Source organism: Parasphingorhabdus litoris DSM 22379, assembly GCF_020906275.1.
GTDB lineage: Bacteria > Pseudomonadota > Alphaproteobacteria > Sphingomonadales > Sphingomonadaceae > Parasphingorhabdus > Parasphingorhabdus litoris.
Genome location: NZ_CP086727.1, coordinates 2,239,657 through 2,259,717, shown reverse-complemented (window position 1 = coordinate 2,259,717; position 20,061 = coordinate 2,239,657). Strand labels below are relative to the sequence as shown.

Genomic DNA, 20,061 nt, shown 5'->3' with positions numbered 1-20,061 from the left:
TGAGTCTTTATTGGAGCTAATTATGCGTTTTTCACCCGCCGCCCTTGCGATGTCCCTGGTTTTGGCCACTGTTTCCAGTGCCAGTTTCGGTCAATCGGCCGACGTAGAAATCAAGGCCCGTTCGGTTGCCTATATGGAACGGGGTGAAGCGGCGCAAAAAAAGGGTGATCTCGAACTGGCGACAGATTTTTACGAGACTGCTTTGGCGGTCGACCCACGCAATGGATCGGCTTTTATCGCCTTGGCCCAGATCGCACGGGTCCAGAAATTGCCCGGTAAAGCCATTCGCTTTTACCGTGAGGCGCTAATCCTGGACCCCAATAATCTGGATGCTTTGGCAGGGCAGGGCGAAGCGCTGGTTCAGCGCGGTGCGGTCGAAAAGGCGAAAATCAATCTTTCGCGGATTGAAACCCTGTGCCGTACGCGCTGTGCGCAAACAACGCAGCTTGCGTCGGTCATTCAGGCATCCGAAAAAACGCCGGTTCTGTCGGCGCAAGCGGTGACACCGAAACCGAAAGTTGGTGATGAGAAATCGGAAGAGGCGACGCCTAACTAGAGCCCGATCAACGCAATCATCCGGACCTTTCGGCCAGGTGATTTTCGTTTAACGGCCGTAAATCCCTAAAAGTCATAAACCAACGTTGCTCGGCTGAGTGTGTCGGTTTTCTCGCGGCCGTCCGGTGGATTGGTTTCATGCTCAATCGCATAGGAAAAGCGGGCTTTCAGCTTGCCATTTATCTTGGCATCAAGTCCTGTCGTGGCGGTCAGTGTATTTGTGCCGGACGAAAAAATAACATTGGCGCTCGTCAGGCTCTGCGCATCTGAGGCCAGGGTGGCGCCTGCCCCCTGAGTCAATTTGAGATTTTTCGCAATCTGCCAACCGAGGTCCAGTCCAATCAAGCCAGCGAGACTGCTATCCGATCCGCCATCGGTAAATTCGGTCAGTCGCCAGGCCGGACCGGCTTTCAGATCGAGGAAAATGTCCTTCTCTTTTATAACCGAATAGCCGATTCCGCCGGAAATCGTGTAGCGCGATGAAAAACCCTGAAACCGGTCGCGGTCATATTGGGCTAGGCCATAGATAAACAGACGATCGTTGATCTTATATTCCGGTTCCAGAGCAGCGGCATATTGCTCTCTGCTGGTCACGCCATTGCTGCGTTGATAGTCGGCACGGGCCCGAAATTTCAGGCGCCAATCGACCGCATCCTTGGTGAGTTTGATCCCGCCGCTAAGGCCAATATTGCTGGAATTACCGGTATTACGAAAGCCGCCAAGCTCCCCTTCGCCTTTCCAGTTGCTGAAAAAAGGCGCTTCCATTTTTTTCTTTTTATCAGCCGCCGCGAGCTGTGCCTTCTTTGCGGTATACGTGGCCATCATCGCATCAATTTCGGCCGCATCTTCGGGATTTGTCATTTTGGCAAACTTGATGACTGATTTTACTTCGGCGTCTTTGCCGGATTCTATCGCGGCATCAATCATCGCTTTTACAGGTTCAGGGAGAGCCGCTTGGGCTGGCGAAACGAAGCCAATAGCCGCCAGAGAAAATGGCCAAACTATCTTGTACAACATACTCTAATCCCGTGGCTATTCCGGTCTATACTCAGATCAGCGGTCCAAACTCCTTTAAAATCGCGCGGTAAAGATCCCGTTTAAACGGCACGATCATATCGGGTAATTCTGATGGATCAGCCCACTTCCAATCCGAGAATTCCGCATGGTCTGTGGCAATATTGACATGCTTGTCTTCACCTGTAAACCGCATCAGAAACCATGTCTGGCGCTGACCGCGATATTTCCCCTTCCAGATTTTGCCGAGCAACTCGTCCGGTAAATCATATAAATGCTCTTCGGCGCTGCGCGCGATGATTTGAATATGCCGCGCGGTTATGCCGGTTTCCTCTTCCAGTTCCCGAATGGCGGCGGATTCGCTGTCTTCGCCTTTATCAATGCCGCCCTGGGGCATTTGCCAGGCATCGGGATAGCGGCTGGTCTTCGCATCCAGACGCTGTCCGACAAAGACCCGCCCGTTGGTGTCGGCCAGCATGATCCCTGCACAGGGGCGATAAGGCAATTCACTGAAATCGGTCATAGAGCGGCCAAGGTTCCTTTTAGGGCGTTGCACAGGCCATCGACATCCTGCTGGGATGAAGGGATGCCTTTGCGCAAGCAGATGAGGCCGTGAATATTGCCTTTCGCCTCGCTAAAGTTGACCGGCACGCCCGCTTCGATCAGCTTGGCGGCATAGGCCCGGCCCTGATCCCGCAGAGGGTCGAGACCGCCGGTGATCAAAACAGTCGGCGGGCTGCTGGCAAGATCGCCATGAATAGGATCGCATCGCGGATCGCCCACGACGCCGGCATAATGGCCCATGAAATAATCCATCGAGTCCTTGGTTAGTAGAAAGCCTTCTGCAAATTCTTCCATAGACCCGCCGGAAGCATTATTGTCGACAACAGGATAAATCGGCACCTGCGCAATGACGGGGGCTACTGCCGGGTTTTTCGCCAAGTCCTGTGCCACCACAATCGCCAGATTACCGCCCGCACTGTCACCGCAAGGGATAAGGCCGTCAATCTCGATGCCCAGCGCCGTCTTGGCATTTTCTGCAATCCAACGGGTGGCCGCTTCACAATCATCGGGCGCAGCAGGGAAGGGCGCTTCGGGGGCGAGCCGGTAGTCGACAGCAATTAAAGGCAAATCCATCTGCGCCGCCATTTCGGTACAAAAGGGATGGTGGCTTTCCAGATCACCGATCACAAAGCCGCCACCATGATAGAAAATAATCGCTGGACCTGCTTCACGGCTTTCCCGTTTGTCATAATAGCGCAGCTTGATATCACCCGCCGGTCCCGGGCAGGTCAGGTCTTTGATAACCGCCAATTCTGTGGGTTCTGCATCAACCAGAAAACGCATGCCCACATAGACTTCGCGCGCTGCCGCTGGTTCCATTTGATCCATCGGAACCTCCATCGCGGTTTCCAGCATGGCCAACATCGCCTGGGTATCGGGTCGCACAAAAGCCGTTGTCATCCTCTAATCTCCGTATTGTTGCATATTGATTTGCTACTGAACTTGTGGCGAGTAGATCAGCCGAGGTTCACTAGGCAAGGTGTAATCTATTTCTCCCGTTTCAAACAAAAACTTTATCCCTAGTAGTTTTTATGGTTTGAAGCAGAGGGGAGAAGTGCTTTACCGCATCTTCTAAAGAGTTTTGGGTACGGAAATTATATATGGCTACGGCGCTTAAACAGGACGATTCAGACAATAACCAGCCAGCGAATGCGGAGAATGTCGTTGTTCGCTTTGCTGGTGACAGCGGCGATGGCATGCAGCTTACCGGTGGGCAATTTACATTGTCGACGGCGCTGGCGGGTAGCGATCTGGCGACTTTCCCCGATTTCCCGGCCGAAATCCGGGCACCGCAGGGAACGCTTTTCGGCGTTTCCGCTTTTCAGATTAATTTTGGTAGCCGCGCCATTGAGACTGCGGGCGACCAGCCTGATGTCTTGATTGCGATGAATCCCGCTGCATTGAAGACCAATGTCGATGCATTGCGTGAAGGCGGTCTGATCATTGCCGACGAAGGTGAATTCGGGAAACGCAATCTCGATAAAGCCAAATATGAAAATAATCCGCTGGAAGACGGCTCTTTGGCCAAGTGGCAATTGCTCAAGCTGGATATTTCTGCGCTAACGCTCGAAGCGGTGAAGCCCTTTGGACTGGGCAATAAAGAAGCACTGCGCTGTAAAAATATGTGGACGCTGGGTCTGGCGCTCTGGATGTTCGAGCGTGAGCGTGAGCCGATTATCGACTGGCTCAAGACCAAGTTTGCGAAATTGCCCGATGTGGCTGATTCCAACATTGCAGCACTGAATGCGGGTCATGCTTACGGCGAAACCGCCGAGCTTTCCGGTGACGGATTGGGCAGCGGTCATTTGACCACACGCAAAGTAGGCGCTGCTCCGTCAGCTCCGGGTGAATATCGTACGGTGACGGGCGCAGAAGCTCTGTCGCTTGGTTTGGTGGCAGGTGCACAGCTCGCTGATTTGCCGATGTTCTTCGGTGGCTATCCGATTACGCCCGCCTCGGCGATTCTGCATCACTTGTCACGGCTTAAAGAATTTGGCGTTACGACCTTTCAGGCCGAAGACGAGATTGCGGCAATCGCGGCCGCCATTGGCGCAAGCTATGCTGGCAAATTGGGCATTACGTCCTCATCCGGTCCAGGCATCGCGCTGAAGGGCGAGGCCATGGGGTTGGCGATCATGACCGAGCTGCCTTTGGTGATTGTCAATTCACAGCGCGGTGGGCCTTCGACCGGTCTGCCGACTAAGACCGAGCAATCGGATCTCTATCAAGCCATTTACGGTCGCAACGGCGATGCTCCCATGCCGGTCATTGCCGCGCGCTCCCCAAGTGACGCATTTGAATGTGCGATTGAAGCGGTGCGGATAGCGGTGCAATATATGACGCCGGTCATGTTGCTGACCGATGGTTATATTGCCAATGCGGCTGAGCCCTGGAAGATTCCGGATGTCGATACGCTGGAACCGTTTCCTACAACCTTCCTGGATAAAATGCCGGAAGGTGGATTGAAACCTTATGCGCGCGACGAAAAACTCGCGCGGCCATGGATCAAACCGGGCACGCCGGAATTGATGCACCGGATTGGCGGCATCGAAAAAGGCATTGATACCGGCCATATCGACTATGGCGCGGCCAATCACCAGCAAATGACTGAAATCAGGCGTGACAAGGTATTGGGCGTTGCAGACAGCATCCCCGATCAGGATGTGGCTCTGGGCAAGGCGGGTGGGAAACTGGCCGTTGTCGGTTGGGGTTCAACCTTTGGACCAATCCATCAGGCCGTACGCCGCGCAGTAGAGGCTGGAAAAGACGTCAGTCATATCCACATCAGGAACGTCTGGCCGATGCCGAAAAATCTGGGCGAATTGCTGAAAAGCTATGACCGGGTCATCGTACCAGAGATGAATACCGGGCAGCTCAAGACCGTATTGCGCGATCAATATCTGGTCGATGCAAAGCCTGTAAACAAAGTATCGGGCCAGCCCTTTACCATTGCCGAAATTGAAGCGGCGATTGAGGAGAATCTGTCATGAACGAGATGACAAAAATCACGACGCTGAAAGACTGGGAAACCGATCAGGAAGTCCGCTGGTGCCCGGGTTGCGGTGACTATGCGATCCTGAAAGCGGTTCAGCGGACCATGCCTGATTTGGGCGTGCGCCCAGAAGATACGTTGTTTATCAGCGGGATCGGCTGCTCTTCTCGCTTTCCTTATTATATGGAAACTTACGGTTTCCACACGATCCACGGCCGCGCGCCTGCAGTGGCGACGGGTGCCAAGTTGGCCAATCCGGACCTCGATGTCTGGATCATCACCGGTGATGGCGATGCGCTGTCCATCGGCGGCAACCACACGATGCATCTGTTGCGGCGCAATCTGGATTGCCAGATCATGCTGTTTAACAATGAGATTTACGGCCTGACCAAGGGGCAATATTCCCCGACATCTCGGGTGGGAACCAATACGCCGTCCACGCCTTATGGCTCGGTCGACCGGCCCGCTAGCCCTTGCGCCTTTGCATTGGGTTCAGGTGCACGGTTCATTGCGCGCGGCATTGATGTCCACAAGGATTTGACCAATGTCTTGAAAGCCGCCCATACGCACAAGGGTGCTGCTTTTATCGAGATTTTTCAGAACTGTATCGTCTATAATAAAGACGTGTTCGAGGAATTTGCGGCCAAGAAAACCGCTGCTTCTACTCAGCTCCTGCTCGCCGATGGTGAGCCGATGCTGTTTGAAAAAGGCGAAAAAGGCATCACGCTGGACCGTGAAACCTTGTCGCTGAAAGTGGTCGATGTGGTAGATGGCGATTGGCAGGCAGCCAATGTGATTGTCCATGATGTGACCAATCGTTCGGTCGCGCATATGCTCATTGAAATGCCGTTCGGGGAATTCCCGATGGCTATCGGCGTGCTCTATGATGACCCGCGTCCGACATTTGAAGGCGCTGTCGTTGAGCAAAATGCGCAGGCAGCAGAAGGCAAGAAGGCGGATCTGCAAGCGCTGCTCAACAAAGGTCAGACCTGGACCGTGACCGAGGACGGGCCAGAACTTTAGCGGCCTTTTCCAGCACTTGATGCTTGCAATGTAGGATTTGCTTTGCCAGCATGCTGTCAGGGTATCAGCCCTTTCGTCACGCTATGGGGTGGGGCGATTCTGAACGGACATTTCGTCGCTCATATGAAACAGTTCAACCGAAGATGACCCCCGTTTTGCGTATAATATGTATAATTTCTCGATCCGGTTTAGGCGGCTTTCGGTCGCATGGATAATCTGACTCACAGTCTTGCCGGCGCCGTTCTCGGTCAGCTTGGTTTGAAGAAGAAAACCGGCCTGGGCATGGCGACCTTGATAATCGCGGCCAATATTCCTGATATTGATGCGTTCGCAACGCTGCTCGGCGGCGTCCAACATCTCGCTATCCGCCGCGGTATTACGCACGGCCCGATTGCGATGGTGATATTGCCGTTACTGCTGACTGGCTTCATGCTGTGGTTTGATCGCTGGCAAACCAAGCGCGGCAAACGGCCAACCGATCGCTTGCCGATTCACAAAGGCTGGTTGCTGGCCTTGGCCTATATCGGCTGCCTCAGCCATCCTGCGCTGGATTGGCTTAACAGCTATGGTGTCCGCCTGCTCGAACCTTTCTCCTCGCAATGGTATTATGGCGACAGCATCTTCATCATCGATATCTGGATATGGGCCGCGCTGATCATCGGCGTCTGGATATCCAGGCGGCGCGAGAAAAAGGGCAGGGATGACTGGCAGCGGCCGGCATGGGTGAGCTTTACCGTGATTTGTGCGTATATTTTTGCCAATGGATTGATTACCGGCAAGGCAGAGGCGGATACGGCTTTGGCTGTCGAACAGCGAACAGGCCAGCAACCGGCCCAAGTCGTCGCCAATCCGATGCCTGTCACATTCTGGCGCCGGGACATGATCTGGCAAATGGTGGATGAGAACGGCACGGCCTACGGTGAAACGATATTCGACCTTTTTGACCCTGAGCTTTTTTACTGGAAAGGCGAATTGATTGTTAATGATGCGTCTGAGCAGATGATCGCAGACGCCAAAAAAGCGGATCCCGACGCATTGGCCTTTCTCTTCTGGGCGCGGATGCCTGTGTTGCAGCAAAGTGATGATCCAGATAATGCTGGTAGGCTGGTGCTGGATCTAGCAGATATGCGGTTTCGCGATCCTTTGGTGAAGGACCGCTTCACAGTGCGGACTACCATGCCACCCAAGATTGACCCGACGAAAGCGGTTCGAGGCACTGGCAGCAAATGATCGCACCGACGATAGTCTGGCTTCGCCGCGACCTGCGCCTTTCTGACCAAGCCGCCTTTGCTGCGGCCGCCGCTCAAGGCCCGGTCATGCCGGTCTATGTCCTCGACGATGAGACACCCAAACACCGCATAATGGGCGGAGCCTCGCGCTGGTGGTTGCATCATAGCCTGAAATCTCTCGACACCGACCTGCGGGCCAAAGGATCACGGCTGGTCTTACGGCGCGGCAAGGCGGCTGATATTTTGGCGGAATTGGCCGCGGAACATGGCGCAACAGAAATCCACGCGCTGCATCACTACGAACCTTGGTGGCTCAATGCGCAGAAGGACTTACGGGCCAAACTGAATGATAATGCTGAACTCGTCCTGCACCATGGCAATTATCTGCTGCCGCCGGGCACATTGAAAACCGGCAGTGGTGGTCCGTACAAAATCTATACGCCATTCTGGAAATCCCTGAACGAGCGGATGCCGCCGGCGCCAGCGATGGCACCGCCAAAGGCACTGGATTCCCCCGATGCCTGGCCGGACAGCGATGTTCTGGACGACTGGAATTTGCTACCAACCAAACCCGACTGGGCAAAGGGATTTACCGACCATTGGACACCGGGTGAGCAAGCCGCGCAGGATAGTCTTGAGGCTTTTGTCGATAAAGCGGTACAATATGATGAAGGCCGCAATCTGCCATCCGAACAATTGGTGTCCCGCCTGTCTCCGCATCTGCATTTCGGGGAAATGAGCCCAGCGACGATCTGGAACCGGATTGCTGGGCAGGGCGCTAAAGTGGAAACCTATCTGAAAGAGATTGTCTGGCGGGATTATGCGCAGAATGTCATTCAGCAATTCCCGCAATATGGCGGGGAAAGCTATCGCGAAAAATTCCGGGCGTTCCCGTGGCGCGATATATCTGACCCTAAGGTTCGCAAGGATTATGACGCCTGGTGTCGCGGTCAGACCGGTTATCCGATTGTCGATGCCGGCATGCGGGAGTTATGGGCAACAGGATGGATGCACAACCGGGTTCGAATGATCACGGCGAGCTTCCTGATCAAACATTTGCTGATCGACTGGCGCGAGGGTGAAAAATGGTTCTGGGACACTCTGGTCGATGCCGATTTTGCGTCAAACAGCGTCAATTGGCAGTGGACCTCAGGGACCGGAGTCGACAGCAATATGTTCGTTCGCATCATGGCGCCATTGACCCAATCAGAGAAATTCAATGCAGGTGATTATATCCGCAAATGGGTGCCGGAGCTGGTGGATGTCAGCGATCCCTATATCCATGATCCCGAGGAAAGCGGGGCTAAACCGCCAAGCTATCGTTCAAAGATCATAGCGCACAAAGAGGCGCGCGCGCGGGCGCTCGACGCCTATGCAAAAGTGAAATGACAGAAGGGATTGTAATGGCTGAAATAACTGCTTATTCATCCGGACAATCGAAAAGAGGATATCAGGTCGATGAATAAGTAGGTCGCCTTCGGGCAAATCAAAATGAAACCCTTCAGTCCGCCGGGCTGGATATTTTGACACCTATATTCAGGATCTTTTATGCACAGACTATCAGGAAAATTTTGCGTTATCACCGGTGCTGCTCGCGGCATTGGCAAAGCGATTGCCAAGGCCTTTATCGACGAGGGGGCGTCGGTCCTTCTGACCGATAAGGACGCCGAAACATTGGCGCAGGCTGGACAGGAATTGGGAAGTCCCACTCTTGTCCTAGACGTCGAAAAGGAGGCGGATTGGGACCATCTGGCTGAGCTGCATCCCACGGCGGACGTCGTCGTCAACAATGCCGGGATTACCGGATTTGAAGCGGGCTTGGCGCCCCATGATCCGGAAAATGCGTCGCTGGAAGACTGGCGCGCGGTCCATCGGATCAATCTGGACGGCACCTTCATGGGCTGCCGCTACGCGATCCGGGCTATGAAGGAAAAGGGTGCGGGCTCGATCATCAACATCTCGTCCCGTTCTGGCATGGTCGGAATTCCGGGCGCTGCGGCTTATGCCTCGTCGAAAGCCGCCATCCGCAATCACAGCAAGTCCGTGGCGCTCTATTGTGCGCAATTGGGACTCAACATCCGATGCAATTCGATTCATCCGGCGGCGATCATGACACCTATGTGGGAACCGATGCTGGGTGAGGGTGAACAGAGAGAGGCTGCGATTGCTGCTATGGTAAAGGATACGCCGATGCAGCGATTTGGCGAGGCCGAGGAAGTGGCCGCGATCGCTGTGCTGCTGGCTTCGGATGAAGCGCGCTATATTACCGGCACCGAAATGACCATCGATGGAGGTATATTGGCTGGATCGGCAGCCGCGCCGGGTTCTTAATCCAATCGCGAAGGATAAGGATAGTAACGCATTGCCAAGTAGTTACCGCTGGTCCATATCTGCCCCATGAATGCGGAGGCACCAAAAAGAGGAAAGCACCTGCTCGATGCGCGCAAGCGCTTCGGCACAGGGGGCGGATTGCTCGCGCGGCTCACCGCTCCCGGCTTTCATCGGATATTGGACCGGATCGATACAGGTCTGGACTACGGAACCTTTGAGGGGAAATTACCCGATGGGACGACGCGTATTGTCGGCGGCCGGGGCGAAGGGCCGATGGCCGAAATCATCATCCATAGCTGGAATGCTTTGCTGCGTCTCGTGAACAGCGGTTCGGTCGGCTGGTACCGTGCTTGGGAACTGGGCGAGTGGGAAAGTCCGGACCTGGTTCCGGTATTTGACCTGTTCACACGCAACCGTGCGGGATTGAAAGATACGGGCCGCGCTGCTGGTATCTTTCGCCTGATTGCGAAGTTGCGCCATTTTCGGCGACGCAATGACAAGGCACGGGCGCGGCAGAATATCCAATATCATTATGACCTGGGCAATGACTTCTACCGCCTGTGGCTTGATGAAAGCATGAGCTATTCGAGCGCATTGTTTGAGGATTCGGCCGGAAAGGCGAAGACGCTAAAAGAAGCACAGGCGAAGAAGGTGGCGGCGATGGCAAATCGTCTTGGCACCAAGCCCGGTCAGAAAGTTTTGGAGATCGGCTGTGGGTGGGGATATCTGTCCGGCACTTTGGCTAGGGATCATGGGCTGGATGTAACCGGCATTTCCTTGTCCGATGAGCAAACCGAATGGGCGCGCCAGCATCATCCCGAGGCGAATTTTCTGATCCAGGATTATCGCGATGTAAATGGTCAATATGATGCAATCGCCAGCGTCGAAATGGTTGAGGCAGTGGGGCAGAAATATTGGCCCGACTTTCTCGATTGTGTGGCACGTAATCTGAAATCCGGTGGTCGCGCGGGGATCCAATATATCAGCATCGCCGATGATATTTTTGAGCAATATGCAGCCAGCGCAGACTTTATTCAGACCTATATTTTTCCTGGTGGCATGTTGCTGTCCGAAAGCCGCTTTCGCGCACTGGCTGAGGAACGTGGGCTGACCTGGTCGGACAAACAAGACTTCGGGGCTGATTATGCCAAAACACTTCGCCTCTGGCGTGAGCGTTTCGAAGCGGTTGTTGAGCAAGGCAAATTGCCAGCGGGCTTTGATGAACGTTTTGTGCGGTTGTGGCGCTACTACCTGACCTATTGTGAAGGCGGGTTCAGTGGGGGCGGCATTAACGTCTCACAAGTGACTTTGATAAAAATATGAACAGGAGTGGACGATGGGTTTAGGTAAGAAGCTGACGCTGGCGATGACAGGTGTTGGCCTATGTTTGGCATTGCCAGGTTGCGAGAAGGTCAAGGAGGTCGCGGCGGATGCGGCCGGTCTGCCCACCGATAAGAATATCCTGTTCTGGACCGATGATCAGCGCAACAAGGCCTTTCGGATGATGGATACGCTGGTGCCATCGAACACGATCGCGGCTGGCGACGCGCCGAAAGCGCTGGAGCAGGGCGAAGCACTTCCGACAGAATTTGAGGTGGATGGCGAGGTGCTATCGGTTGACCAATATATGGCGGATCAACGAACGGCTGGCATTGTGATATTGCAGGATGGCAAAATCCGGTTGGAAAAATACGGCATGGATCTCGGCAAAGATGATCGCTGGACATCTTTCTCTGTCGCCAAATCACTGGTGTCGACACTTGTTGGCGCGGCAATCAAAGACGGCTTTATCAAGTCTATCGATGATCCGCTCACCGATTACATACCGGAGCTGAAAGGCAGCGGCTATGACGGGGTAACAGTAGAGCAGCTTTTGACCATGACCTCCGGTGTTAAATGGAACGAGGATTATGCCGATCCCAAATCCGATGTCGCGCTGTTCAACAATACAAAACCGGTGGATGGTGTCGATCCGATCATTGTCTATATGAAAACTCTGGAAAACGAGGCCGAACCCGGCACGCGCTGGCAATATAATACCGGCGAAACCAATCTGATTGGAGTGCTGGTAGCCAAGGCGACTGGCAAGACCATATCCGAATATCTCTCTGAAAAAGTCTGGGCACCCTATGGCATGTCACAGGATGGGGAATGGCTGCTCAATGAAGGAGGCAAGGAGATCGGCGGTTGCTGTATTTCCGCGACCGTCAGGGACTATGCGCTTTTTGGTCAGTTCGCAATGAATGGCGGTATGATTGATGGCGAGTCGATCGTACCGGATGGATGGTTTGCCAAGGCTGGAACCAAACAGGCCGATATCGACGTTCCAGGCCGTGGCTATGGTTATCAATGGTGGACATTTGATGATGGCAGCTTTGCTGGCCAAGGTATTTTCGGGCAAGGTATTTTCATCGATCCTGCGCGCCAGCTGGTGGTTGCCAGTAATAGCAATTGGCCTAGCGCTACCCCTGAAGAGCAGGGCGCTCAACGCATTGCCTTTTTCAATGCGGTCAAAGCCTATCTGGATTCAGAGGGTGGAAAAGCAACCGAAACGGCGGCTGCTAATTGATATCGAAAGTCTCGCCAGTTTCAAAATCGCTGGCGAGAATTTCCGCCATCCGGTTGGCCACGACCTCAGGTGGCTTGACGGATTGCGGATCTTCGCCGGGATAGGCGCTTGCCCGCATATTGGTGCGCGTCCGGCCCGGGTTGATAATCGCAGTGCGCAATTTGCCAAGGTTGCGCATCTCTTCGCCATAGCTGACAACCAGTGTTTCGAGCGCGGCTTTGGAAGCTCCATAAGCGCCCCAAAAGGCGCGGGGAGACCGGCCCACGCTGCTGGTTATCGCGAGTAGGCGCGCATCTTCGCTCTTGCGCATCATCGGATCGAAAGCGGCAATCAAAGCTTGTTGTGCGATCAGGTTGAGCGTCAGAACATTGTTAAACTCTTTACCGTCAATCGCTGGAACCGGAGTCAAAGTGCCAAGCATGGCAGCGTTCAGCACCAGGATATCAAGTGCGTCCCAGCGCTCTGAAATCGCTTGGGCCAATCGGCCGATGCTATCTCCGTCGGTAAGATCCAGCGGCGCAATGGTGGCATGACCGCCCGCTTGATGAATTGTTTCTTCAACCTCTTCGAGGTCTTTGGCGGTTCGCGCGGTCAAGATGACATGCGCACCTTTTGCGGCCAAGGCAATTGCGGTTGCGGCGCCAATGCCCCGGCTTGCGCCAGTGACCAACGCCAATTGGTTTTCAAAGCTCATCGATAAATTTACCTGTAAACGTCAAGGTTACCCAACTTGTTCAGCGAGTATCGGGGTTTCTTTGGTGCCGACTTTTTCATTGAGTAACGTTAGCTGATCTGGTTGCTGCTGACCTTCTTGATCGGTTAGCGGCGTGGGATAGGCGCCGGTGAAACAGGCGTCGCAATATTGCGGTTCAATATCGCGCCGTGTTTCTTCGCCAACCGCACGGTAAAGTCCATCGATAGAGATGAAGGACAGGCTGTCTGCTTGAATATATTCGCACATCTGTTCGACGGACTTCATCGCAGCTAGTAGTTTCTCCCGCTTTGGTGTGTTCACACCGTAGAAACAGCTATGCATGGTTGGCGGACTCGCGATGCGCATGTGCACTTCCGCTGCACCTGCTTCACGCATCATCTGGACGATTTTTAAACTGGTTGTCCCGCGCACGATGCTGTCGTCAATCAACACGATTTTCTTGCCGTTCACCAGTGGCCGATTGGCATTATGCTTCAACTTCACGCCGAGATGGCGGACACCGTCACCGGGTTGAATGAAGGTCCGTCCGACATAATGGGAACGGATTATGCCCAATTCAAATGGTATGCCGGACTGTTCCGCATAACCAATGGCTGCTGGTGTCCCGCTGTCCGGAACCGGAATAACATAGTCTGCGTCCACCGGGTTTTCGATCGCCAGCTGTGCGCCAATTTCTTTGCGCACGCTGTAAACTGATGATCCATCGACAATCGAATCAGGTCGCGAGAAATAGACGTGCTCAAAAATACATGGTCGACTATTTGTTTCACCAAATGGTCTGTGGGAACGCATTTCGCCATTTGAGACGACGATGAGTTCTCCTGCATCTACGCTTCGCACATATTCTGCGCCAACTAGATCAAGGGCAACAGTTTCGGAGGCAAACACATAAGCATCGCCGATCTTGCCAATAACCAAGGGGCGAATACCCAAAGGATCCCGGCAGGCGATCATACCTTCCGGAGTCATGCAAATCAGGGAGTACGCGCCTTCCACTTTTCGCAAGGCATCAATAAATTTGTCCAGTAGCGTACGGTATTTCGATGTCGCCAGCAGGTGGATGATGACTTCCGTGTCGCTGGTCGATTGGAAAATCGATCCATTGCGCACCAGCTCTTCCCGCAGTTTCAAGGCATTGGAAATATTGCCATTATGGGCGATAGCAAAACCGCCAGAAGCGAGGTCTGCTTCCAGCGGTTGGATGTTCCGTAAAGTACCGGCTCCGGTGGTCGAGTATCGGACATGGCCGCAGGCATAATCCCCGCGCAGTTTGTCCATGACTTCCTGACTATCAAAATTTCCGGCAACGGGGCCAAGAGCGCGATGGCTATAAAATTCGCGCCCATTGCGGCAAGTGATGCCAGCGGCTTCCTGCCCACGATGTTGCAAGGCGTGGAGCCCCAGCGCAACCATCGCTGCGGCATCTTCGACCCCGGCTACACCAAAAACGCCACATTCTTCACGCAGCTTGTCATCATCAAACGGATGGGTTGTAAGCATATCGCACCTTATTGCTGCCCATAATAAACGCGTCCTAGTAACGCCAGCAGGGGATGGCAGGGATATAGATTTGAATCTGTGCTTTGTCTTCCCCCTTGGTCATAAAAATATCATAAATATTCAGCGAGAGGAGTTCTCACGGCATAAAGGCCAGTTTTGCGTTGCACGTCCGGCTTTGGAACCCTAGTTCAAAGGGATGACGGATAGCAAAAATGTCGATCGGGAAACCGGATCACAACTAAACCCCAAATTTGATTCGAATGGTTTGATATCCGCTGTGGTGACAGACGATTCGACCGGTGTTGTTTTGATGGTTGCATTCATGGATGCAGCGGCTTTGCAAATGACCCAGAAAACCGGAATGGCGCATTTCTATTCGCGGAGTCGTCAGACTCTTTGGAAAAAGGGAGAAACTTCTGGCCATGTTCTTCACGTGAAAGAATTGTTGATCGACTGCGATCAAGATGCGGTCTGGGTCAAGGCTGACCCAGCGGGACCAACCTGTCATACTGGTGAAACAAGCTGTTTTTACCGCAAAGTAGAGGATGGCGAATTGGAACGTATTGCGTGACACGCACGCTTTTATTGCTTCCGTTGTTGCTGCTTACCGCTTGTGATGGGCAAGGCAGGCCGGAAAATAACGACACCGATGGCCCGGTTGAACAAGCATCTCCATTGGAACAAGCCGCAATTGATGCTGGTGTGATACCCGACATTCGAAATGTAAGCCTTTCAGGTGCTTTCGAACGGCGAAGTGATCTCGGAACAGATCGTTTTTGTGCCGTCGGAAATGATGAGCGTGGTTATCAGATTGGAATGCTGGCTGTATTCGGGCCGGACAGCAAATGCGAAGCTTTGGGTTCTGCTGAGCGGAATGGCGAGGATATTCAAATTATATTGAACAGCGAACAAAGATGCAGTTTTACTGCAAAATTTGATGGCGTAGCGCTTCAATTTCCGGGCGATTTGCCAGAATCATGTACAAGCTATTGCACGCCGCGCGCTAGCCTGAATGGGGTTAACTTCTTTCTGGTAGGGGAAGGGGATGCGGTAGCGCGTTCGACACGCGGACGCGAAATTGTGAGTTTATGCCCCGGCGGATAGTATTGACGTTTACGTTAGCGTAAGCTATATGACTCTCATGTCGAAAACGCTGAACCATGCAGAGATCGATACTCCTGATCTGAAAAATCGCGAAACTTTTACCATTTCGGATTTGTCAGAGGAATTTGGTGTTACAGCGCGTGCGCTTCGTTTTTATGAAGATGAAGGGCTTATCGCTCCGCATCGCAAAGGTCTTGCGCGTATTTACACCAAACGTGATCGTGCACGGCTTGCGTGGATCATGCGCGCGAAAAATGTCGGATTCAGTCTGACTGAGATTCGCGAGATGATAGATCTTTATGATCTGGGTGACGGTCGAATTACCCAAATGGAGGTAACGCTCGATCGATGCCAAGAGAAAGTCGATCTTCTCAAGAAGCAGCGCAACGACATTGATAGCTCGATCAAAGAGCTGACGGAATTCATAAAGATTGTGCAAGATGCGGTAGCAACCGCCAAAGCGCAGCAATAACAGAGGATAATCTGCCAGCATTTTCTGGCCGCTTCCAAATTAAGAGAAAGTTTTAGATAATGCCAAATTATCAAGCCCCGGTTCGGGATACGCAATTTATCATCAACAATGTTTTGGGTGTGGAGCGCTATTCCAATCTGCCCGGTTTTGAAAATGCAACGCCGGAAATGATTGATGCCATCCTTACCGAGGGCAGCAAGTTTATTGAAAATGTATTGTTTCCGCTCAACCAAGTGGGTGATCAGGAAGGTTGTACGCGTCATGACGACGGCAGCGTCACCACGCCAACTGGTTTCAAAGACGCGTATAAACAATATTGCGAAGCCGGCTGGGGCACTTTGTCGGGACCCGAGGAATTCGGCGGCCAAGGCTTGCCGCACATCGTTTCCATGGCGTTCGAAGAATATATGGCCAGCGGTAACATGGCGTTTGCGATGTATCCCGGCCTGACTCATGGTGCAATTTCGTCGATTTTGGCCAAAGGCAGTGAGGAACAGAAAGCCAAGTTTGTTCCCAAAATGCTGTCTGGTGAATGGACCGGCACAATGAACCTGACGGAACCGCATTGTGGTACCGATCTGGGACTGATCAGAACCAAAGCGGAGCCAAATGCTGATGGGTCTCACGCGATTACCGGCACCAAGATATTTATCTCGTCCGGTGAGCATGACATGTCTGAAAATATCATTCATCTGGTGCTCGCCAAGACGCCCGATGCGCCAGATGGTGTTAGAGGCATTTCGCTTTTCATCGTACCAAAGTTCATCGTCAATGAAGACGGCTCCTTGGGCGACAAAAATCCTGTGTCCTGTGGTTCTATCGAACATAAAATGGGCATTCACGGCAACTCGACCTGTGTGATGAACTATGATGGTGCGACCGGATATCTGGTTGGTGAAGAGAATAAAGGATTGGCAGCAATGTTCATCATGATGAACGTGGCACGCCTGGGCGTTGGTCAACAGGGCCTCGGTATTGCCGAAGTCGCTTATCAAAACGCCGTTCACTATGCCAATGATCGCCGTCAGGGCAGGGCGCTTACCGGTCCGGAGGATCTCGACGAGAAGGCAGATACTCTGTTCGTTCACCCTGATGTCCGGCGGATGCTGCTGGATGCGAAGGCCTTTACCGAGGGCATGCGGGCCTTGTGTCTGTGGGGCGCTTTGCAAGCTGATCTGATCCACAAGGCGCAAACCGAAGAAGAGCGCCAGATGGCAGATGACCTGCTGTCGCTACTGACGCCGGTAATCAAAGGCTATGGCACTGACAAGGGCTATGAAGTCGCGACCAATGCGCAGCAAGTCTATGGTGGTCATGGCTATATTGGCGAATGGGGCATGGAACAATATGTCCGCGATGCGCGTATTGCGATGATCTATGAAGGCACAAACGGCGTTCAGGCAATGGACCTTGTTGGCCGCAAGCTCGCACAAAATGGTGGACGTGGTGTGCAGGCGCTGTTTGCTGTAATTGCCAAAGAGGTTGAAGAAGCGAAAGCTGATGAGAAACTGAAAGACTTCGCCGAAGGTCTCGAAAAGACCAATGGCGAGCTGCAAAAGGCGACCATGTGGTTCATGCAAAACGCGATGGCCAATCCCAACAATGCCGGTGCCGGTGCCCATCATTATATGCATATCATGGGTATCGTGGCGCTTGGCCTGATGTGGCTGAGAATGGCAAAAGCTGCTTCCGAAGCCTTGGCTGCTGGTGAAGACAATGCCAAATATTACGAAGGCAAGCTGATAACGGCACAATATTTTGCCGAGCGCTTTTTCCCGGATGCCGGTTCGCTGCGCCGCAAAATTGAAGGCGGAAGCGAAGCCATTATGGCGCTTGAACCTGAGATGTTTGCAGTCGCTTAAGCTCCGATTCGCATCGCGGCAGACAGTTGCTAAGATGCGGTGGGTCCCAAAAACCGCCAAAAAGTCTTGTTTTTATCTCGTCTAGCCGCTGCTCGCTTGTTTTGCGGGCGGCGGCAGCACATTGCTGTGCAGGACAGGGGAATGATCTGCATTAGGAGAAGATGCAATGCATTCCAAGAAAACGAGCCCCATTCGGAGAATGACTCCTTATCTGGTGACGGTTGGCGTTGGATTCTCAATGGCAACTGGCGCAGTGGCGGCGCAAGATACGCAAGAAGAGCCCGCGGAGTCGGAAATTCCGGCACCCACCATTGATACTGATGGCGATGGCACAATGGATGCCTGGGACCGTAGTGGTGATGGCCAACCCGACGCCTGGGATACCGATGGCGACGGCAAGCCTGATCTGCTTGATGATGATGGCGACGGTAAGCCCGATTAACGCCCATCTCTCTTAAAACGCCGGGCTGGGTCGCACTTTGCCCGGCGTTTTTTTTTAAAAAAGCTCCTCAAACATGCTGAGCATGGCAGCCTTGCTCTGAATGTCCGCTGATTTGTTGTAAGATACGGCGTCTAGCGGCTTTCCATCACTGGCAGGATCGGTAAAACCGTGCACTACACCGGTATAGGTATGCATGTGGCAATCTGCGCCAGCGATATCCATTTCTTCGAGAAACGCACGAACCTGCTTTGGCGGAACCAGCGGATCGGCACGGCCATGACAGACCAACAGTCGCGCCTTGATCGAGCCTCTCTTGGCCGGAAGCGGGGTTGCCAACAATCCATGAAAACTGACAACCAGCGCGATATCCTCTCCGCCACGCGCCATTTCCAGAACAATTTCACCGCCCATGCAATAGCCAATGGCTGCAATCCGGTGGTTGGCGAGCTTTGAACGCTTGCGCAGTTCATCCAGAGCACAGCGAAACCGTTCGCGATAATTTTCCGGATCGGCGCGCAGCGCATTGGCCATGGTTTGTGCCAAGCGTGTATCGGTTATTTCGCCTTGCCCATAAAGGTCACACACCATTGCTGAGTAACCGATAGACGCCAGCCAGCGCGCGCGTTCGTACATGATCTTGTTCGGACCCGCAATGGTCGGAACAATCAATATCCCCGCGCGCGGATAGCGGCTTGGCTGGGCCATATAGCCCGCCAGCTCCAGATCACCATGATGATAGGTGAAGGTGTTGACTTCGATTGAGCTCATTCTTCAGGTAGAAACTCCGGTACAGAAAGATAACGCTCACCAGTGTCATAGTTGAAGCCAAGCACATTTGCGCCGTCACCAAGATCGGGAAGCTTCTGCGCAATCGCAGACAATGTTGCGCCAGAGCTGATGCCAACCAACATGCCTTCTTCCTTCGCAGCGCGCAGAGCCATGGCTTTCGCATCTGCTGGCTCAACCTGAATGGCACCATCAATACTTTGCGTATGCAAATTGCCCGGAATGAAGCCCGCGCCAATGCCCTGAATTGGATGCGGCCCCGGTTGACCGCCGCTGATAACCGGTGAACCAGCGGGCTCAACAGCATAGACTTTCAATCCGTTCCATTCCTGTTTCAGCACTTCAGCAACGCCGGTGATATGACCGCCGGTTCCAACACCAGTGATAATCGCATCAAGTGGATTATCTTTGAAATCTGCCAGTATCTCTTGTGCCGTGGTCTGTTTATGCACTTCAAAATTCGCCGGGTTTTCGAACTGCTGCGGCATCCAGGCGCCGGGAGTGGTGTCAATCAACTCCTGTGCTCGCTCGATCGCGCCTTTCATGCCCTTTTCTTTCGGGCTCAGATCAAAGCTTGCGCCATAAGCCAGCATCAGCCGCCGCCGTTCCAAAGACATGGATTCCGGCATGACCAATATCAGTTTATAGCCTTTGACTGCTGCGACCATTGCAAGGCCGACGCCGGTATTTCCCGATGTCGGCTCGATAATTGTACCGCCGGGCTTGAGCGCTCCGGATTGTTCGGCATCTTCGATCATCGCCAGTGCGATGCGATCCTTGATCGAGCCACCGGGGTTCGACCGTTCAGATTTAATCCAAACATTGGCGTCGCCAAATAGGCGCTGCATTTTGATATGGGGGGTGTCCCCTACCGTATCGAGAATAGTCTGGGCGATCATTGCT

20 protein-coding genes are annotated in these 20,061 nt (G+C 53.4%); 13 read left to right on the top strand and 7 right to left on the bottom strand.

The genetic code is table 11. The annotated features are described in order from the left end of the window. Positions 1 to 22: 22 nt before the first annotated feature. Entirely contained in the window at positions 23 to 556 is a 534-nt protein-coding gene (locus tag BS29_RS10845) for a tetratricopeptide repeat protein (protein ID WP_229953671.1), read from the top strand. A gap of 65 nt (positions 557 to 621) precedes the next feature. On the opposite strand, the gene BS29_RS10840 is transcribed toward BS29_RS10845, so the two are convergent. From BS29_RS10840 to BS29_RS10830, 3 genes are read right to left on the bottom strand one after another with little or no spacing between them, the layout of a single operon-like run. Then, the gene (locus BS29_RS10840) at positions 622 to 1,572 is read right to left on the bottom strand and encodes a DUF481 domain-containing protein (RefSeq protein WP_229953670.1); all 951 of its coding nucleotides are present in this window, start codon (positions 1,570 to 1,572) and stop codon (positions 622 to 624) included. A 31-nt stretch (positions 1,573 to 1,603) separates the two neighbouring features. Beyond that, positions 1,604 to 2,092, bottom strand: coding sequence for an RNA pyrophosphohydrolase (locus BS29_RS10835; RefSeq protein WP_229953669.1), 489 nt, complete (start codon positions 2,090 to 2,092; stop codon positions 1,604 to 1,606). Then, positions 2,089 to 3,033, bottom strand: coding sequence for an alpha/beta hydrolase (locus tag BS29_RS10830; protein WP_229953668.1), 945 nt, complete (start codon positions 3,031 to 3,033; stop codon positions 2,089 to 2,091). The genes BS29_RS10835 and BS29_RS10830 overlap by 4 nt, the downstream gene beginning before the upstream one ends. Before the next feature lie 200 nt (positions 3,034 to 3,233). Here BS29_RS10830 and BS29_RS10825 point away from each other — a divergent pair, with 200 nt between their 5' ends. The 7 genes from BS29_RS10825 to BS29_RS10795 all read left to right on the top strand — a co-directional run bounded on the left by BS29_RS10825 (position 3,234) and on the right by BS29_RS10795 (position 12,277). Next, the gene (locus tag BS29_RS10825) at positions 3,234 to 5,123 is read left to right on the top strand and encodes a 2-oxoacid:acceptor oxidoreductase subunit alpha (protein ID WP_229953667.1); all 1,890 of its coding nucleotides are present in this window, start codon (positions 3,234 to 3,236) and stop codon (positions 5,121 to 5,123) included. After that, complete coding sequence (locus BS29_RS10820) at positions 5,120 to 6,148, top strand: 2-oxoacid:ferredoxin oxidoreductase subunit beta (RefSeq protein ID WP_229953666.1); 1,029 nt, start codon at positions 5,120 to 5,122, stop codon at positions 6,146 to 6,148. Before BS29_RS10825 ends, BS29_RS10820 begins: the two co-directional genes overlap by 4 nt. Positions 6,149 to 6,355: 207 nt before the next feature. Then, positions 6,356 to 7,378 carry a metal-dependent hydrolase gene (locus tag BS29_RS10815; RefSeq protein ID WP_229953665.1) on the top strand — a complete coding sequence of 341 codons (1,023 nt, stop codon included), beginning with the start codon at positions 6,356 to 6,358 and terminating at the stop codon, positions 7,376 to 7,378. Then, entirely contained in the window at positions 7,375 to 8,766 is a 1,392-nt protein-coding gene (locus BS29_RS10810; RefSeq protein WP_229953664.1) for a cryptochrome/photolyase family protein, read from the top strand. The genes BS29_RS10815 and BS29_RS10810 overlap by 4 nt, the downstream gene beginning before the upstream one ends. A gap of 159 nt (positions 8,767 to 8,925) precedes the next feature. Continuing rightward, positions 8,926 to 9,708 carry an SDR family oxidoreductase gene (locus BS29_RS10805; RefSeq protein ID WP_229953663.1) on the top strand — a complete coding sequence of 261 codons (783 nt, stop codon included), beginning with the start codon at positions 8,926 to 8,928 and terminating at the stop codon, positions 9,706 to 9,708. A gap of 66 nt (positions 9,709 to 9,774) precedes the next feature. Then, positions 9,775 to 11,031 carry an SAM-dependent methyltransferase gene (locus tag BS29_RS10800; protein WP_229953662.1) on the top strand — a complete coding sequence of 419 codons (1,257 nt, stop codon included), beginning with the start codon at positions 9,775 to 9,777 and terminating at the stop codon, positions 11,029 to 11,031. A gap of 13 nt (positions 11,032 to 11,044) precedes the next feature. Then, entirely contained in the window at positions 11,045 to 12,277 is a 1,233-nt protein-coding gene (locus tag BS29_RS10795) for a serine hydrolase domain-containing protein (protein WP_229953661.1), read from the top strand. On the opposite strand, the gene BS29_RS10790 is transcribed toward BS29_RS10795, so the two are convergent. Together BS29_RS10790 and purF are read right to left on the bottom strand one after the other, a co-directional pair. Continuing rightward, positions 12,270 to 12,971, bottom strand: a complete 702-nt coding sequence (locus BS29_RS10790; RefSeq protein WP_229953660.1) for an SDR family NAD(P)-dependent oxidoreductase — start codon at positions 12,969 to 12,971, stop codon at positions 12,270 to 12,272. The genes BS29_RS10795 and BS29_RS10790 overlap by 8 nt on opposite strands. 27 nt (positions 12,972 to 12,998) lie before the next feature. Beyond that, on the bottom strand, positions 12,999 to 14,492 hold the full coding sequence (purF, locus tag BS29_RS10785) for an amidophosphoribosyltransferase (RefSeq protein ID WP_229953659.1): 1,494 nt from the start codon (positions 14,490 to 14,492) through the stop codon (positions 12,999 to 13,001). 196 nt (positions 14,493 to 14,688) lie between these two features. Between purF and hisI the strand changes: the two genes are divergently transcribed. The 5 genes from hisI (at position 14,689) to BS29_RS10760 (ending at position 18,372) form a co-directional block, all read left to right on the top strand. Further along, positions 14,689 to 15,063, top strand: a complete 375-nt coding sequence (gene hisI, locus BS29_RS10780; protein WP_229953658.1) for a phosphoribosyl-AMP cyclohydrolase — start codon at positions 14,689 to 14,691, stop codon at positions 15,061 to 15,063. Then, positions 15,060 to 15,596: a hypothetical protein gene (locus tag BS29_RS10775; RefSeq protein ID WP_229953657.1), complete on the top strand. Its 537-nt coding sequence runs from the start codon at positions 15,060 to 15,062 to the stop codon at positions 15,594 to 15,596. The genes hisI and BS29_RS10775 overlap by 4 nt, the downstream gene beginning before the upstream one ends. Positions 15,597 to 15,633: 37 nt before the next feature. Then, a complete protein-coding gene (locus BS29_RS10770; protein ID WP_229953656.1) occupies positions 15,634 to 16,068 on the top strand; it encodes a MerR family transcriptional regulator in 435 nt (144 codons plus the stop codon). 59 nt (positions 16,069 to 16,127) lie between these two features. Beyond that, positions 16,128 to 17,930 carry an acyl-CoA dehydrogenase C-terminal domain-containing protein gene (locus BS29_RS10765; protein WP_229953655.1) on the top strand — a complete coding sequence of 601 codons (1,803 nt, stop codon included), beginning with the start codon at positions 16,128 to 16,130 and terminating at the stop codon, positions 17,928 to 17,930. Positions 17,931 to 18,096: 166 nt separating this feature from the next. Continuing rightward, on the top strand, positions 18,097 to 18,372 hold the full coding sequence (locus BS29_RS10760) for a hypothetical protein (protein ID WP_229956955.1): 276 nt from the start codon (positions 18,097 to 18,099) through the stop codon (positions 18,370 to 18,372). Between the two features lie 54 nt (positions 18,373 to 18,426). Here BS29_RS10760 and BS29_RS10755 read toward each other — a convergent pair whose 3' ends face one another. Together BS29_RS10755 and cysK are read right to left on the bottom strand one after the other, a co-directional pair. Continuing rightward, positions 18,427 to 19,140: a dienelactone hydrolase family protein gene (locus BS29_RS10755; RefSeq protein WP_229953654.1), complete on the bottom strand. Its 714-nt coding sequence runs from the start codon at positions 19,138 to 19,140 to the stop codon at positions 18,427 to 18,429. Continuing rightward, a complete protein-coding gene (gene cysK, locus BS29_RS10750) occupies positions 19,137 to 20,057 on the bottom strand; it encodes a cysteine synthase A (protein WP_229953653.1) in 921 nt (306 codons plus the stop codon). The genes BS29_RS10755 and cysK overlap by 4 nt, the downstream gene beginning before the upstream one ends. Between the last annotated feature and the right edge of the window lie 4 nt (positions 20,058 to 20,061).

Bases quoted from the DNA above. Each gene is read 5' to 3' on its own strand.
- BS29_RS10845 (WP_229953671.1), top strand. From the start codon at position 23: ATGCGTTTTTCACCCGCCGCCCTTGCGATGTCCCTGGTTTTGGCCACT.
- BS29_RS10840 (WP_229953670.1), bottom strand. From the start codon at position 1,572: ATGTTGTACAAGATAGTTTGGCCATTTTCTCTGGCGGCTATTGGCTTC.
- BS29_RS10835 (WP_229953669.1), bottom strand. From the start codon at position 2,092: ATGACCGATTTCAGTGAATTGCCTTATCGCCCCTGTGCAGGGATCATG.
- BS29_RS10830 (WP_229953668.1), bottom strand. From the start codon at position 3,033: ATGACAACGGCTTTTGTGCGACCCGATACCCAGGCGATGTTGGCCATG.
- BS29_RS10825 (WP_229953667.1), top strand. From the start codon at position 3,234: ATGGCTACGGCGCTTAAACAGGACGATTCAGACAATAACCAGCCAGCG.
- BS29_RS10820 (WP_229953666.1), top strand. From the start codon at position 5,120: ATGAACGAGATGACAAAAATCACGACGCTGAAAGACTGGGAAACCGAT.
- BS29_RS10815 (WP_229953665.1), top strand. From the start codon at position 6,356: ATGGATAATCTGACTCACAGTCTTGCCGGCGCCGTTCTCGGTCAGCTT.
- BS29_RS10810 (WP_229953664.1), top strand. From the start codon at position 7,375: ATGATCGCACCGACGATAGTCTGGCTTCGCCGCGACCTGCGCCTTTCT.
- BS29_RS10805 (WP_229953663.1), top strand. From the start codon at position 8,926: ATGCACAGACTATCAGGAAAATTTTGCGTTATCACCGGTGCTGCTCGC.
- BS29_RS10800 (WP_229953662.1), top strand. From the start codon at position 9,775: ATGAATGCGGAGGCACCAAAAAGAGGAAAGCACCTGCTCGATGCGCGC.
- BS29_RS10795 (WP_229953661.1), top strand. From the start codon at position 11,045: ATGGGTTTAGGTAAGAAGCTGACGCTGGCGATGACAGGTGTTGGCCTA.
- BS29_RS10790 (WP_229953660.1), bottom strand. From the start codon at position 12,971: ATGAGCTTTGAAAACCAATTGGCGTTGGTCACTGGCGCAAGCCGGGGC.
- purF (WP_229953659.1), bottom strand. From the start codon at position 14,492: ATGCTTACAACCCATCCGTTTGATGATGACAAGCTGCGTGAAGAATGT.
- hisI (WP_229953658.1), top strand. From the start codon at position 14,689: ATGACGGATAGCAAAAATGTCGATCGGGAAACCGGATCACAACTAAAC.
- BS29_RS10770 (WP_229953656.1), top strand. From the start codon at position 15,634: ATGTCGAAAACGCTGAACCATGCAGAGATCGATACTCCTGATCTGAAA.
- BS29_RS10765 (WP_229953655.1), top strand. From the start codon at position 16,128: ATGCCAAATTATCAAGCCCCGGTTCGGGATACGCAATTTATCATCAAC.
- BS29_RS10760 (WP_229956955.1), top strand. From the start codon at position 18,097: ATGCATTCCAAGAAAACGAGCCCCATTCGGAGAATGACTCCTTATCTG.
- BS29_RS10755 (WP_229953654.1), bottom strand. From the start codon at position 19,140: ATGAGCTCAATCGAAGTCAACACCTTCACCTATCATCATGGTGATCTG.
- cysK (WP_229953653.1), bottom strand. From the start codon at position 20,057: ATGATCGCCCAGACTATTCTCGATACGGTAGGGGACACCCCCCATATC.